Here is a 15,132-nt window from a genome sequence, read left to right on the forward strand (position 1 = left end):
GCACCCTCAAACAACACCCCTTGACATAGGAGGACCCTACGGGGGGAGAGAGTCGAGTGCGCATTAGCCCTCCCCCCTCCCCGCCTTCGGCGGTACTCCCCCCTTCGGGGGGAGAGAGTGAAACACCGCACCAGACGGCAGCTGCGCGATCGCCCTCCCCCTCCCGGCCGCTCACATGTACGGCGTTGGGTCCACCGGGTTGCCGTTGATACGGACCTCGAAGTGGAGGTGGCAGGCGGTGGACAGGCCGGTGGTGCCCACCCAGCCGATGGTCTGTCCGGCCGAGACCTGCTGGTTGTAGGAGGCACCCAGCGACGACTGGTGGGCGTACAGGGTGGCCATGCCGCCGCCGTGGTCGACGATGATCGTGTTGCCGTAGCCGCCGTACCAGCCCGAGAGGATCACCCGGCCCGACGCACCCGACTTGATCGGTACCCCGCATCCGGCGGTCAAGTCCCAGCCGGTGTGGAGTCGTCGGTCGCCGTAGATGGGATGGGTCCGGTAGCCGTACCCGCTGGTCACCGCACCGGGGACCGGTCGGATGAGAACCCCGGGCGCCGAACCCGAGCCCGACTGTTCGTCGGCGAGGACCGCGCGGATCCGGCCCTCCTCGCGAGCCAGCGAGGCGATCTCGCCTTCGATGGCGGCGATCTCGCTCTCGATCCGGTCCAGCTCTGCCTGCTGGGCGGCGACCTGCTGCCGTACCGCTTCCGCCTGGGCCGCCACGATCGACCGCTGCGCGTCCTGCTCGGCCCGGCGTCCCTCGAGGGCCGCAACGGTCTCCTCCAGGGAGGTGCGCTCGTCGGCGAGGATCCGCAGCTCGTGACTTGCCTGGAACTCCAGCGCCTCGTAGTTGTGCAGGTCGAGGTCGGCCACCTCCTGGATGCGATAGGCGTAGGCGATCCCGACCCGGGCCTCTTCCACATCGGACTCGAGCGTCGGCAACCGCGCCGTCTCGCTCGCCGACATGTACATCTCGACGACCCGCTGCTGCACCTTCTCCAGCAGGTTCGCCTGCTGGCTGCGAACGGCGGCCACGGTCGCCTCGCGATAGGAAACCCGGACGCGAAGGTCGCCGATGACCATCTCAGCAGCGGCGATCTCGGTGTCGGTGGCAGCGAGCAGCGTCTCTGCTTCGGCGAGCGCCGCGGCGGCACCCTCGAGCTCGGCCGCAGCATCGAGGAGGGCGTTGGCCGCGTCGGTGCGGGCACCGCGGGTCTCCCCCGCCTGGCCCTTGAGCACCTGGATGCGGTTACGGACGTCGTTGAGGTCCGAGTTGAGATCGGCGGCAGCCGGAGCGGCGGCCCCGATGAGGAGGCAGGTGACTAGGGCGACGGCGCCGCGGTGGCGCATCAGTCCCTCAAGAAGCCCCACATACCGAACGCGGAGCCGAGCAAGCCCGTCCCCACGCCGAACCCGAGCACCAGCAGCGACTGGCGCACCAAGAAATCGAATGGCACCACGAGCGCACCCGGCTCGACCGTGGTGGAGAACAGCTCGGCGATTGACGGCGCCGCTGCCCACACCAGCGCCACCGCCAGGGTGGCACCGACGAGGCCCTCCAACATGCCTTCGAAAAAGAACGGAATCCGAACGAACCAGTTGCCCGCACCCACCAGCTTCATGATGCCGATCTCATCGCGGCGGGCGAAGATGGCGATGCGGATCGTGTTGGCGATCAGCACCACCGCGGCGGCGCCGAGCACGATCACGATCCAGAAGGCGAACGTCTGCAGGCGCGACGACCGTTGCACCAGGGCGTCGATCGCCTCATCCGCCGCCGACACCTGCTTGATGCCGGGAACGGCGACCAGTTGGTCACTGATCGCCCTGTAGTCGGCAGCCTCGGTCGGGCGGATCCGGATCGAAGCCGGCAGGATCGACGGGTCCGACTCGACGACCGCCACCATCGACGGCTGGTCGGCGAACAGCTCACGGAACTCGATCAGTGCCTCGGCCTTCGAGAAGTAGATGACGCTCTCCACCTCGTCCCACTGCTCGATCTCCGCCATGAGGCGGTTCACCTCGCTGATCGGTACCTCATCGCTGAGGAAGGCGATGACCCGGACGTTGTCGTCCCAGCGATTGATGTCACGGTCGATCGACCACCGCAGGACGATCGTGGCGAAGACCAGGGTGAGCATGACGAAGACGGCGATGACCGCGGCGAACACCACCAGCACGTTGCGCCGCAGGTTGGACAGGGCCTGCTCGAGGAGGTACTGGAACCGCATCAGTCCGACCCGTCCGATTCGTCGGAAGCGTCGGAACCGTCGAAACCGTCGTCGAAGTCGATCTCGGCGATGTCCTCCAACCCGTCGCCGCCGCCGTAGGCGCCGGAACGTTGGTCGCGAACGATCTTGCCGCGCTCCAGGGCGACGACCCGGCGCCGCATGGCGTCGACGATGGCGTGATCGTGGGTGGCCATAACCACGGTGGTTCCGGTGCGGTTGATCCGGTCCAGCAGGCGCATGATCCCCACCGAGGTCGCCGGGTCGAGGTTTCCGGTGGGCTCGTCGGCGAGCAGGATGAGCGGCCGGTTGACGAAGGCCCGGGCGATGGACACCCGCTGCTGCTCACCACCCGACAGCTGGGTGGGGAGCCGATCCGCCTTGGCGGCGAGACCGACCAGCTTCAGCACCTGGGGTACCTGGCTACGGATCACATGCTTGGGGCGGCCGATCACCTCCAGAGCGAACGCCACGTTCTCGAACACGGTCTTGGTGGGGAGCAGCTTGAAGTCCTGGAACACGGTGCCAATGGAACGACGCAGCAGGGGCACCTTCCAGGCAGGGAGCTTGTTGATCTGTTTCCCCGCCACCCAGATGTCGCCCCCGCTCGGGACCTCCTGGCGGAGCATGAGGCGAATGAGGGTCGACTTGCCGGAGCCGGAGGGCCCGACCAGGAACACGAACTCGCCCTTGTCGATCTCCAGGTCGATGTCGCTGAGCGCGACAGTGCTGCCGTCATAGACCTTTTCGACGTCTCGCAACCGAATCATTGGTGCCTTCCAGCTGGCCGCGACTCGCGCGCGACCCTCTCAGAATCCTTCGGGATGATCGGCTCGGAGAGTAGTGAGGGGTCGTCGTTATGAATGGGATTGTGCGTGCGGGCACGGGAGTGCCCGAACGCACAGCTGTTGGCTCATGGCGGTCAGCTCATGGCCAGACGGCGCCCCCGCCGGACGGCCGCTGCGCGTCAGCCCTCCCCCCTCCCCTGACGGCTGCGCCGTCAGGTACTCCCCCCTTCGGGGAGAGAGACCGCGTAAGCACCCCGCTTCGGCCCTCGCTACTCCTGCTTGGCTCGGCGCCACTGGAGGTAGGCGTCGACGAAGGGGTCGAGGTCGCCGTCGAGGACGCCCTGGACGTTGCCCACCTCCAGATCGGTGCGAAGGTCCTTGACCAGTTGGTAGGGCTGAAGGACGTAGGACCTGATCTGGCGTCCCCATGCCGCCTCACCCTGCTCGCCCCGGATCTCGTCGAGATGCTCCATCCGCTCACCACGCTGCCGCTCGGCCAACTTGGCCGCCAGCAGCGTCATGGCACGGTTCTTGTTCTGGAGCTGGGAGCGCTCCGCCTGGCATGTGGCAACGATCCCGGTCGGGAGATGGGTGATCCGGACCGCCGAATCGGTCACGTTGACGTGCTGGCCGCCGGCGCCGGACGACCGGAACGTGTCGATGCGGAGATCCTCCTCGTCGATCTCGACCTCCCCGACCTCAACTTCCGGAATCACATCGACGCCTGCAAACGACGTGTGACGGCGGGATGCCGAGTCGAAGGGGCTGATGCGCACCAACCGATGCACCCCCCGCTCGCCCTCCAGGACGCCATACGGGCGCTCGCCGCGGACCGTCACGGTCGCCGATCGGATACCCGCCTCCTCGGCCTCGGACACCTCATCGACCTCCACACTCATTCCCTTGCGCTCCAGGTACCGGAGGTACATGCGCAGCAGCATCTCGGCCCAGTCGGCGGCGTCCACACCGCCGGCACCGGCGTGGACGCTGAGGATCGCTGCAGCCTCGTCGTAGTCGCCGAAGAACAAGGTCTCACGCTCGATGACCGCCAGCTCTGATTCCATGGATGCGAGGTCCGCCGCCACCTCGGCCGCGTCAGGGCTGTCGTCGTCGACGAGATCCAGCAGTTCGGCGGCGTCGTCGAGGGCCGCCGACATACGGGCCACGCGATCCACGATCCCCTCGTACCGGGCGAGCATGCGGGTCACTTCTTGCGCACGGAGGTTGTCGGACCACAGGTCCGGATCGGCGGCCTCTTCTCTCAGTTGCGGGAGTGCAGCTTCCTTGCCTGCGACGTCAAAGGAACCTCCGGGAGTCGTCGAGGCGCGAACGAAGCGAAGCGATGAGAGCGCGAGGATCCTGCATGGACCTGGAGGCTAATGCCTCCAGGTCCAGCTCACGGCTAACAGCTAACAGCTCACAGCCAGAGTGCAAATGCGCGTCGCAGAGCCTCTGGCTGTTGGCTGTCGACTGTGGGCTGTGAGCTGGAGGCCGCCGTCGCTACGCGACCGCGCCGTGGCACTTCTTGTACTTCTTGCCGCTGCCGCACGGGCAGGGGTCGTTGCGGCCCACCTTGTCGCCGGTCGACACCGACTGGCCGGGCTGGGGCGCTGTGCCGCCCGCCGGAACCGGACCCAGTTTGACGCCGGGCTCCCGGACCCGCCGTTGCTCGGTGACCGGCTCGGCGTGCATGATCACCCGGACCGAGTCCTCCTTGATGGAGTCGACCATGGCGGCGAACATGTCGTAGCCCTCGCGCTGATACTCCACCAACGGATCGCGCTGACCCATCGCGCGCAACCCGACGCCCGATCGCAGATAGTCCATCTCGGCGAGGTGCTCGCGCCACTTGGTGTCGACCAGCTGGAGGACCACCTGGCGCTCCATCACCCGGACCTTCTCCGGTCCGAATTTCTCGGCACGCTTCGTGTACAGGTCCTGACCCATCTCGGCGATCCGCTCGGCCACGCTGGCCACGCCGTCTGCGTCGCCGACCAGGGACTCGGGACTCTCGCTGAACGGAATGACCTGCGTCACCCGCTGGTGCAGCAACTCCATGTCCCACTCCCGTGGCGCCACCTCGTCGCTGATGATCTCGCCGACGGCGCCCTCCACGGCCTCGTCCAGCCAGCCGCGGATGAGCGACTCGATGTCGTCACCCATCAGCACCCGCTGACGCCACTCGTAGATGACGGACCGCTGCATGTTCATCACCTCGTCGTACTTGAGCACGTTCTTGCGGATCTCGAAGTTCTGCGACTCCACCTGCCGCTGCGCCCGCTCGATCGCCTTCGTCACCATGTTGTGCTCGATGGGCACGTCCTCGGGCAACTTGAAGCGGCGCATCACCGCCTGAATCCGCTCCCAGGCGAAGCGGCGCATGAGGTCATCCTCGAGGGACAGGTAGAAGCGGGACTCACCCGGATCTCCCTGACGACCGGACCGACCACGCAGCTGATTGTCGATGCGCCGGGACTCATGGCGCTCGGTTCCCAGGACGTACAGGCCGCCCAATTCGATCACCTTGTCGTGCTCCGCCTTGCGTTCGGCGGCGAAGCGGCTCACCTCCTTGGCGAAGGCGTCCTCGAACGCATCGTCGGAAGACTCGATGCCCCGCTTGCGCAGCTCCATGCGGGCCATCTCGTCGGGATTGCCACCGAGCTTGATGTCGACGCCTCGTCCGGCCATGTTGGTGGCGACGGTCACCGCGCCGATTCGACCGGCCTGGGCGATGATCGCCGCCTCCCGTTCGTGGTTCTTGGCGTTCAGCACCTCGTGGTCGATGCCCCGCTTACGCAGCACGTTGGACAGCCGCTCCGACTTCTCGATCGATACGGTGCCGATGAGGATCGGCTGGCCGGCGGCATGGCGTTCCACGATGTCTTCGGTGAGGGCGTTGAACTTGGAGTCCTCGGTCATGTAGATGAGGTCGGCCTCGTCGGCGCGAGCCACCGGCATGTTGGTGGGAACATCCACCACGTCGAGCCGGTAGATCTCGCTGAACTCGGCGGCCTCGGTGGCGGCGGTACCGGTCATGCCACCGAGCTTCTCATAGAGCCGGAAGTAGTTCTGCAGGGTGATCGTGGCGAGGGTCTGATTCTCCTCCTTGATCCGCACCCCCTCTTTGGCCTCGATCGCCTGATGGATGCCCTCGCTGTAACGACGGCCCTCCAGGATGCGGCCGGTGAACTCGTCGACGATCTTGATCTCGCCGTTGGCCACCACGTAGTCGACGTCACGGTGATAGAGCGCCCTTGCCCGCAGGGCCACGTCGAGGTGGTGGATGAAGTCCACGTTCACGTGGTCGTACAGGTTCTCGACGCCGAGGAACTGCTCCACCTGGGTTACGCCGGCCTCGGTGGTGATCACCTGTCGCTTGGCCTCGTCCACCGTGTAGTGCAGTTCAGGCTTCAAGCGGTTGGCGATCCGGGAGAAGTCCCGATACCACTTGGCGGTCTCACCGACCGTGCCGCTGATGATGAGCGGCGTGCGAGCCTCGTCGATGAGGATCGAGTCGACCTCGTCCACGATGGCGAAGTAGTGGCCCCGCTGGACCATCTGCGCCGGGTCCATCGACATGTTGTCGCGCAGATAGTCGAACCCGAACTCGTTGTTGGTGCCGTAGGTGATGTCCGACTGGTACTGGGGGCGCCGTTCGTCGGGGTGCTGGCCAGACTGGATGAGTCCGACCGAGAGGCCCAGGGATCGGTGCACCCCGCCCATCCACTCGGCGTCACGGCGCGCCAGGTAGTCGTTGACGGTGACCACATGGACGCCGCGCCCGGTGAGGGCATTCAGGTACACCGGCATGGTCGACACGAGGGTCTTGCCCTCACCGGTCTTCATCTCGGCGATGGAATGCCGATGGAGCACGGCCGCGCCCAACACCTGGACGTCGTAGGGCCGTTCCCTCAGCACGCGACGGGCGGCTTCCCGCACCACGGCGTACGCCTCGGGCTCGATGTCCTCGAGGGTTTCTCCGTCGGCGAGCCGACGCTTGAATTCCTGGGTCTTGGCAGCGAGCTGATCGTCGGAGAGGGGCTGAATCTCGGTTTCGAGGTCTTTGACCCGGTCTACGACCGCCTCGAGTCCCTTGCGTTTCTTGCCTTCGCCCGCGCTCAGCAGCTTCTTGAGAAGGGCCATGAGGGACTCACTTTACGGCCAAACGGGGGTTTCGATAAGACAGGCGCCCCCGGCTACCCGCTACCGGCTACCGGCTCCCACGATCCGCCGTGCTCTTGCTGGAGCCGGCAGCCGGCAGCTGGCAGCTGGCAGCTGGCAGCTAGATGGCTATCAGGTTCTCGCGGACCGCGTAGAGCACGGCTTCGTTGCGGCTGTGGACGCCGAGCTTGTCGAGGATGTTGCGGACGTGGTTCTTCACCGTGTTCTCCGAGATGAAGAGCTCCTCGCCGATCTCCTTGGAGGTGAGGCCCTGGGAGACGTGATCGAGCACTTCGATCTCTCGACCGGTGAGCGCCGGCTTGCGCGCCGAGGCGAACTCGGGATGGCGAAGGGCGAGCGCCATGACGTCGAGGAGCTTGCCGGCCATCACCGGTGAGATGGCGGCACCACCCGAGGCGACATCGTTGAGTGACCGGGCGAGCCGATCGAACGGCACGTCCTTGACCAGATAGCCCCGAACTCCGGCGCGGATGCAGGTGATGAGATCCTCCTCCGACTCGCTCCCGGTGAGCATCACCACTGCGCTGTCCGGTGCGGCCTCGCGCACCCGCCCCACGACGTCGAGACCCGACAGGCCGGGCATCATGATGTCGAGCACCACGAGGTCGGGCTGCAGCCGCCGGGCGGCAACCACCGCAGCCTCGGCGTCAGATGCCTGGGCGAGCACGGTGAACCCTTCCCGCTCCAGAGCGGCGGAGAGTCCGAAGCGGAACAGTTCGACGTCGTCTACGACGAGTACGGAAACATTCATACGGCTTCGATCAGCCCCAGGCTCCCATCCGACCGGCGGTACAGCACGCTGTAGCGATCCGTGTCGGCATTGAGGAACAAGTAGAAACTGTGTCCTAGCAGTTCCATCTGGAGGGCTGCCTCCTCTGTGGTCATGGGCTTTACCTCAAACCGTTTCACCCGGTCGATGGCGAGAACCCGGTCTTCTCTTTCATCTTCGTCTCGCCACTGGGGGTCATTGAGTCGTTTCTCGCCACGCCGGTGGGTTGTGATGAGTCGCTCTTTCAGGTCGCGCAGCCTCCGCTCGAAGCGATCGGTCGCCTGGTCGATAGCAGTGCGAGGCTCCGGTGCGGCCGCTTCCACCCTGACCACCCGGCCGGTCACCAGCGTGGTGATCTCCATCCGGAACCGCTCGTCGGCCCGGCGAGGGTTCTGCCGCTCACTGAACTCGAGGGCGACCGAGTCGACCGCGCCGTCGAAGACACGGACGGCGTGAGTCACCTTCTCGCGGGCCAGGTCGCGCAGCTCGTCGGTCAGATCGATGTGCTTCATGTGGACGCGAATATCCACGGCACTCCTTTCGTGGGAACGGATGACCCGCCGCGAGAGGGCGGCTGTCGGGAGGTGGAACACCTCACCATCGTCGGCCACCGTGGGACGGGCACACCCCGATCGTATCGCCTGCCACGCCGCGAGTCAGGGCCGAACGGCAGATGTGACCGTGACCGCCCGGGAGGCGCCACAGGCGTTCGCCGCGGCGAGCAGAGTCGCCCCGGTGGTGACCACGTCGTCGACGAGAACGGCACCGGCGGGTGCCTGACCGGAGGCGCCGAACCTGGGGACGCCGCGGCGGCGTCCCGCCGGACCGGCCCGACGCGCCGTCCATAGCGCGGGCCGGAGGGGGTCCGCCATCGGCAGGCCGGTCCGCCGGGCCAGCGCCCGGGCGAGCTCTCGACCCGGGTCGACGCCGTATCGCCAGCGGCGGGCGATCACGCGCGGCACCGCCACGAGCGCCGCGGCATCGGTCGGCAGTCGCGTCGCCAGCATCATGGCGAGCACCGATGCCGCCCGGGGGGACGCCTCGTACTTGAGCCGGTGGACCAGCGTGCGGGCGACGCCATCGTGAACCAGCGCCGGTCGGATCAGCAGCCCACGCCGGACCACGTCCGGGGCGCGACGCAGCGTGGCGATGCACGAGAGGCACAGCCCCTGTGGCGACGCCACGCTGCAAACGAGACAAGGCACGAGCGCAACCTATGTGCCATTGGTGGGTGGCGCCAGGGGTATGTACCGGAAGGCAGAAGGCAGACAGACAACCGGCAACCGGCAACCGGATGCTGACTAGTTCTGATGTGCGGTGAGCAATGACACCCGGTTGACCACTGTGTGTATTGAGGTATGCCTACCAGGAGGGTCTAGGGTTCGGTGATGGTCGTCGACGTCGCCCGGGCCCGGGAGGAACAGCGCAGGAAGCGTCTCCGTCGCGTCGCCTGGTTCCTGGCCCCGGTCGTGGCCTGGCTGTGGATTCGAGTGGCCGCCGGCAACCCGGTCTCACCCGGATGGCCCGACTTCGGACCCGACTTCATGATGTGGCTGCCGCTGCTGCTGATCGTCCTGCTGATCGGCGCCCTGATCGTCGTGCAGACCCTCGGGAACGGGCGCTCCCCCGACATCATGTTCCTGCCCGAGCAGATCGACGTCGGTTTCGACGACATCCGCGGCATGGGTCAGGTCCGGGTCGAGGTGGAACACTCGCTCGAGGTGTTTCTCAACCACCGCCACTTCACCGACGACATGGGAGGGCGCCCCCGCCGGGGGCTCCTCTTCGAGGGGCCGCCCGGCACCGGCAAGACGCACACCGCCAAGGCGCTGGCCCGAGAGGCCGGCGTGCCGTTCCTGTTCGTCTCCTCGACGGCCTTTCAGAGCATGTGGTACGGGGCCACGGCTCGCAAGATCAGGTCCTACTTCCGAAAGCTGCGCAAGATCGCTCGTCTCGAGGGCGGGGCCATCGGGTTCATCGAGGAGTTCGACGCCATCGGAGGCCGTCGCGGAGGCATGAACCAGGCGACGGCGAGCACCACCCGGGTCGACCGGGCCATCTCCGAGGGCGTTGGCGGCGTCGTCAACGAGCTGCTGGTCCAGATGCAGTCTTTCGACGATCCGCCGCGGGGCGTGCTCTTCAAGAACGCACTCAAACGAGGCGTCAATCGGTTCCTCCCGCCGCACCTCCACCTGAAGACCCGCATGCCTGCCTTCGCCAACGTGCTGCTCATCGGTGCCACCAACCGGGCCGACACTCTCGATCCCGCCCTCCTCAGGCCCGGCCGGTTCGACCGGTCCCTGCACTTCGGGCTCCCCGGCAAGCGACAGCGACGCGAGTTGATCGACTACTTCCTCGAATCCAAGGCCCACGACGAGTCGGTCAGCGAGGAAGCCCGCGACGACCTGTCGGCGGTGACCATGGGGTACTCACCGGCGGCATTGGAGCGCCTGTTCGACGAGGCCCTGCTGTTCGCGCTGCGCGACGAACGGGGGCGCCTCAGCATCGACGACGTGCGCCGGGCCCGGATGGACACCGAGATCGGACTCGCCGAGCCGGTCGAGTACACCGCAGAGGAACGCCAGACCATCGCCGTTCATGAGTCCGGTCACGCCGTGGTGGCGCACATGGTCGGGCGGGGCCGCAAACTCGAGATGTTGTCGATCGTCAAGCGCAAGGATGCTCTCGGCCTGCTAGCCCACAGCGCCACCGAGGAGCGCTACACGCGTCGCCGCTCCGAGACGATCGCCCTCATCCAGATCGCCCTCGGCGGCATGGTGGCCGAGCAGATGTTCTACGGGGAGTCGGGAACCGGCCCTGCCGGCGACCTGGCCACCGCCACCGCCCTTGCCGCCGAGATGGTCGGCTCCATGGGACAGGGAGGATCACTGGTTTCGTTCCGCGGCGCCGACGCCGGTCCGCTCAGCGGCGACCTGGTGACGCGCGTCCTCTCCGACCGGATGGCTCGCCAGGCGGTCGAGCGGATCCTCGACGAACAGCGAGACGTCGTCAAGGCGCTGCTCCACGACAACCGGCACCTCATCGAAGCACTCCGCGATGCCCTGCTGGTGCGCGACGAGTTGGTCGCACGCGAGATCATCGAAGTGATCGAGAGCGCCGGGCCGATGAAGGTCGGGGTCGGCGACGAACTACCAGCTACCAGCTACCAGCCACCGGCGACGACGGGCTGACTCCCGACGACCCTGGCGACATTCTGGCCGGAAGCTGGCGACTGGTAGCTGGCGCCTGACTCACGTCCCCTGCTCCCAGGACCCCAGGTACGCCTCCTGCTCGGGCGTGAGCACATCGAGTGAACCGCCCAGGTGACGCAGGGCGATCGCCGCAACCTCACCGTCGAGATACTCCGGGAGCCGGTGCACCTCGGGCTCGAGCTCACCACCCACCCGGATCAGCCACTCGGCGGCGAGTGCCTGGTTGGAGAACGACATGTCCATCACCTCGGCGGGGTGACCCTCGGCAGCGCCCAGGTTGACCAGTCGCCCCTCGGCGATCACGTGGATGCGGCGACCGTCGGGCAGCGTCCACTCGTCCAACTCGTGGCGGAGTCGCCGTCTGCCGGTGGATCGGTGCTCGAGCTCCTCCAGGTCGATCTCCACGTCGAAGTGGCCCGCATTGGCCAGGATGACCCCGTCGTGCATGAGATCGAAGTGCTCGCCCCGGATGACGCTCGTGTTGCCGGTGACGGTGATGAACAGATCGCCCATCGCGGCAGCCTGTTCCATTGTCGCCACCGTGTAGCCCTCCATGGCCGCAGCGAGTGCCCGCACCGGATCGACCTCGACCACCACCACTCGAGCGCCCATGCCCCGCGACCGGGCGGTGACCCCGACGCCGCAGTCGCCGTAACCGATCACCACCACGGTCTTGCCGGCGATCAGCAGGTTGGTCGCCCGGATCACTCCGTCGAGGGCCGACTGGCCGGTGCCGTGACGGTTGTCGAAGAGATGCTTCGTCGCCGAATCGTTGACCGCCACCACCGGGAACCGCAGCACCCCCGACTCGGCCATCGCCCGGAGCCGGATGACGCCGGTAGTGGTCTCTTCCGTCGACCCGATGACCTTTTGATCCGGGCGCTCCTTGAGCAGGGTGGTGACGAGATCCGCCCCATCGTCCATGGTGACGTCGGGGTTCATGTCGAGCACCTGGCGAATGTGCTGGTAGTAGGTGTCGGCGTCCTCGCCTCGAACCGCGTACACCGGGATCCCATCGGCGACGAGCGCCGCAGCAACGTCGTCCTGAGTGGACAGCGGGTTGGAGGCGCAGAGGGCCACGTCGGCTCCGCCGGCGCGCAGAGTGAGCATGAGGTTCGCCGTCTCCGCGGTCACATGCAGGCAGGCGGCGACCGTATGCCCAGCGAGCGGAAGGTCCCGCTCGAAGCGCTCGCGAACCGATGCCAGCACCGGCATCCGGCTGTTGGCCCATTCGACGCGTAACCGTCCGGCGTCGGCGAGGCTCGGATCAGCGATATCGGACATTCAGGGCACTCCAGTCTTCAGGCTCCAGGCTCGGGCTTCAGCCGGAGCGTCAATCTTGGTCATTCGCAATTCGCAATTCGCAATTCGCTACTCGCTACTCATCTGCGAGGCGCTGCTTGAGGTCTTCGATGATCTCTACGGGCACCGGGTCGACGTCGGCCAACTCGGCCAGGCGGACCGACACCAGGTCGCCGACGACGGACAGGGCCATGATCCTCGCCAGGGGACTGATCCCCCGCGCGGTGACCACCCCGGCGATCGGAACCGATCGCGCCATCAGCTCACGCGTCACGGTGGACCGAAGCGTCACGCGCGGATGGTCGTGCTCGTCCTCGAGGAAGACCACGGCCATCGAGTCACGGCTGAGATCGGGAAGAGCCGTCCAGCCGACGATCTCGTTGTGGTTCGCCTCGGGCAACGTCGCCCAGAACGCCGGAGCCTTGCCGTTTTCGTTGATTTGCGCCTTCCAGCGGCCGGCGGCGACGGCTCCGACTCCGGCACCCCCATAGATCACCGTGACCCGCCCCCGAAGCGCCCCGGCGATCCGGTCGACCTCGGAATCGGCGTCGGCGAGGACCTCCTCGACGACCGAGGCCGCCTCTCGAAGGTCGTCACCGGTCGATGAGAGCACCCCGGCGCCCTCGAGCACTCGCAACACAGACCCTGACAGCCGGCCAGCCGCGGCGCGTGGCTGGGGACTGTCCGGCAGTTCGACGCGGGCGATGGCGCCGTCCAAGGAGGCGAGCTCCCCTCCCACCGACACCGTCACCAGCGGGATGCCGCGCTCCAAGGCCTCCCCGGCCGCGCTGAGCGTCTCCTCGGTGGCGCCGCTGTGAGACACCGCAACGACGACGGTGTCCCCGCCGACCCATTCCGGCAATCCGTAGGACTTGTGGACCGTCACCCGGGCACCCTGCGCCTCGGCGATCACCGCGGCGATGTCACCGGCGATGCCGGAGCCCCCCATCCCGGCGATCACCGCCTCACTCCTCGGGGGGATCACGGGTGGGTCGAGGTCCGCCGCCCACCGGAGCTGCTCGGGAAGCGTGGCGATAAGATCTCTCATCTCACTCATCTGAGCCTCCCGGCCGGATGATCTCCTCCGTCAGCATGATCGGTATCCCGTCGCGCACCGGGTAGGCGCATCCGCAGTCCCGACAGACCAGTCGGTCATCGCGGTCGTCGAGCGAGCTCCCGCACTCGATGCAGGCAAGGATCTCGAGGAGTACCTCGGGGATCGGCATTCAACCCACCCCGTCGATCGTCGCCCGCACCGCAGCCACCAGATCGCCTACGGCATCGGCGGTGGGGGCCTCGACGTTGAGCCGCAGCACCGGCTCGGTGTTCGAAGGCCGCAGGTTGAACCAGCGATCGCCCAGGTCGACGGTGAGCCCGTCGAGGTCATCGTGGTCCCCGGGAAAGGCAGCGGCCACCGCGGCCGAGGCAGCATCCTGATCGGCCACCCGCATGTTGATCTCGCCGGACTGAGCGTACGGCTCGAACCTTTGCCGCATCGAGCTGAGCGGCTCGCCCCCGCCGAGCAGGCGAAGCAGGACGAGCATGGTGAGGACTCCGGAGTCGGCCCGGAAGTTGTCCCGGTAGTAGTAGTGGCCGGAATGCTCGCCGCCGAAGATGGCGCCGCTCTCGGCCATCACGGCCTTGATGTACGAGTGCCCGACGCGAGTCCGTACCGGTGTGCCACCCGCCGCCCGAACCGTCTCGGGTACCGCCCGGCTACAGATCAGGTTGTGCACGATGCTGCTCCCCGGGTGACGCCCGAGGAACCACTCGGCGACCATCGCGGTGACCGTGCTGCCCGGCAGGGTCATGCCGCGGTCGTCCACGAACACGGCCCGGTCGGCGTCGCCGTCGAAGGCAATTCCGAGGTCCAGGTACTGGTTCGTCACGAGAGCCTGGAGGTCGACGAGGTTCTCGGGGCGGAGCGGATCCGGGTGGTGGTTGGGGAACGTACCGTCGGGATCCAGGTAGAGACCGACGAGGTGGGCGGGTATCCGCTCGAAGAGCGCCGGGATGGCGACGCCGGCCACCCCGTTGCCGCCATCCACACCGACCCGGATCGCCGGCACCTCGGAAGCGCCCACGATGGCCAGCAGGTGCGTCAGGTACCGGTCGAGGATGTCGACCTGGCGAACGGAACCTCGCTCCGACGAGGGAGCAGGACCGTCCTCGGCGAGTCGCCTGATCTCGGGGAGGCCGCTGTCGATGCCGACCGGTGCGGCCCGGGCACGACATAGCTTGATGCCGTTGTACCCCTTCGGGTTGTGTGACGCCGTCACCATGATCCCGGGCTCGTCGAGCGCGCCAGAGGCGAAGTACACCATGTCGGTCGCCACCATCCCGATGTCGTCGACGTCCACGCCCTGGGATACGACCCCGTCGATGACCGCTGCGGCGAGTACCGGCGAGGATGTCCGGGCGTCGCGGCCCACCACGATCCGCTCGACACCGGTGAACGCGGCGAAGGCGGCGCCGATGCGGGCGGCGACATCGTCGTCCAACTGGTCGGGGACCGTCCCGCGTACGTCGTAGGCCTTGAAGATGTCAGCGAGGTCCATGAAAGGGGCAGTCTACGGCGATGACGGCGCCTCCCCTTAGGGGGTGCGCGAATAGGCTCGCCCCGGGATCAGGTTTCGGCTTGTGGCAAG

At 67.1% G+C, this 15,132-nt stretch carries 13 protein-coding genes; 1 reads left to right on the forward strand and 12 read right to left on the reverse strand.

Features of this window, described 5'->3' with window-relative positions; translation table 11 throughout:
- Positions 1-171 precede the first annotated feature (171 nt).
- The 8 genes from WEA29_07425 to WEA29_07460 all read right to left on the reverse strand — a co-directional run bounded on the left by WEA29_07425 (position 172) and on the right by WEA29_07460 (position 9,154).
- Positions 172-1,353, reverse strand: a complete 1,182-nt coding sequence (locus tag WEA29_07425) for a peptidoglycan DD-metalloendopeptidase family protein (protein ID MEX2323587.1) — start codon at positions 1,351-1,353, stop codon at positions 172-174.
- The gene (locus tag WEA29_07430) at positions 1,353-2,234 is read right to left on the reverse strand and encodes a permease-like cell division protein FtsX (GenBank protein MEX2323588.1); all 882 of its coding nucleotides are present in this window, start codon (positions 2,232-2,234) and stop codon (positions 1,353-1,355) included. Before WEA29_07430 ends, WEA29_07425 begins: the two co-directional genes overlap by 1 nt.
- The gene (gene ftsE / locus WEA29_07435; GenBank protein MEX2323589.1) at positions 2,234-3,001 is read right to left on the reverse strand and encodes a cell division ATP-binding protein FtsE; all 768 of its coding nucleotides are present in this window, start codon (positions 2,999-3,001) and stop codon (positions 2,234-2,236) included. The genes WEA29_07430 and ftsE overlap by 1 nt, the downstream gene beginning before the upstream one ends.
- 287 nt (positions 3,002-3,288) lie before the next feature.
- Positions 3,289-4,384, reverse strand: a protein-coding gene (gene prfB / locus WEA29_07440) for a peptide chain release factor 2 (GenBank protein ID MEX2323590.1) whose coding sequence is annotated in 2 segments (ribosomal slippage) — positions 3,289-4,317 and positions 4,319-4,384 — 1,095 coding nt in all. Because the reading frame shifts where the segments join, the coding sequence is not laid out codon by codon here.
- A gap of 135 nt (positions 4,385-4,519) precedes the next feature.
- Positions 4,520-7,162, reverse strand: coding sequence for a preprotein translocase subunit SecA (gene secA / locus WEA29_07445; GenBank protein ID MEX2323591.1), 2,643 nt, complete (start codon positions 7,160-7,162; stop codon positions 4,520-4,522).
- Between the two features lie 139 nt (positions 7,163-7,301).
- Complete coding sequence (locus WEA29_07450; protein MEX2323592.1) at positions 7,302-7,952, reverse strand: response regulator transcription factor; 651 nt, start codon at positions 7,950-7,952, stop codon at positions 7,302-7,304.
- The gene (gene raiA, locus WEA29_07455; GenBank protein ID MEX2323593.1) at positions 7,949-8,500 is read right to left on the reverse strand and encodes a ribosome-associated translation inhibitor RaiA; all 552 of its coding nucleotides are present in this window, start codon (positions 8,498-8,500) and stop codon (positions 7,949-7,951) included. The genes WEA29_07450 and raiA overlap by 4 nt, the downstream gene beginning before the upstream one ends.
- Positions 8,501-8,626: 126 nt before the next feature.
- Positions 8,627-9,154 carry a hypothetical protein gene (locus WEA29_07460; GenBank protein MEX2323594.1) on the reverse strand — a complete coding sequence of 176 codons (528 nt, stop codon included), beginning with the start codon at positions 9,152-9,154 and terminating at the stop codon, positions 8,627-8,629.
- A gap of 204 nt (positions 9,155-9,358) precedes the next feature.
- Here WEA29_07460 and WEA29_07465 point away from each other — a divergent pair, with 204 nt between their 5' ends.
- A complete protein-coding gene (locus WEA29_07465; protein MEX2323595.1) occupies positions 9,359-11,161 on the forward strand; it encodes an AAA family ATPase in 1,803 nt (600 codons plus the stop codon).
- 60 nt (positions 11,162-11,221) lie between these two features.
- On the opposite strand, the gene ahcY is transcribed toward WEA29_07465, so the two are convergent.
- The 4 genes from ahcY to manB all read right to left on the reverse strand — a co-directional run bounded on the left by ahcY (position 11,222) and on the right by manB (position 15,042).
- The gene (gene ahcY / locus WEA29_07470) at positions 11,222-12,466 is read right to left on the reverse strand and encodes an adenosylhomocysteinase (GenBank protein ID MEX2323596.1); all 1,245 of its coding nucleotides are present in this window, start codon (positions 12,464-12,466) and stop codon (positions 11,222-11,224) included.
- Positions 12,467-12,560: 94 nt separating this feature from the next.
- Positions 12,561-13,541, reverse strand: coding sequence for a bifunctional phosphoglucose/phosphomannose isomerase (locus WEA29_07475; protein MEX2323597.1), 981 nt, complete (start codon positions 13,539-13,541; stop codon positions 12,561-12,563).
- The gene (locus WEA29_07480; GenBank protein ID MEX2323598.1) at positions 13,534-13,710 is read right to left on the reverse strand and encodes a Trm112 family protein; all 177 of its coding nucleotides are present in this window, start codon (positions 13,708-13,710) and stop codon (positions 13,534-13,536) included. The genes WEA29_07475 and WEA29_07480 overlap by 8 nt, the downstream gene beginning before the upstream one ends.
- Entirely contained in the window at positions 13,711-15,042 is a 1,332-nt protein-coding gene (gene manB / locus WEA29_07485) for a phosphomannomutase/phosphoglucomutase (protein MEX2323599.1), read from the reverse strand.
- Positions 15,043-15,132: the final 90 nt, after the last annotated feature.

This window comes from Acidimicrobiia bacterium, assembly GCA_040902765.1.
GTDB lineage: Bacteria > Actinomycetota > Acidimicrobiia > Spongiisociales > UBA11373 > DATKBG01.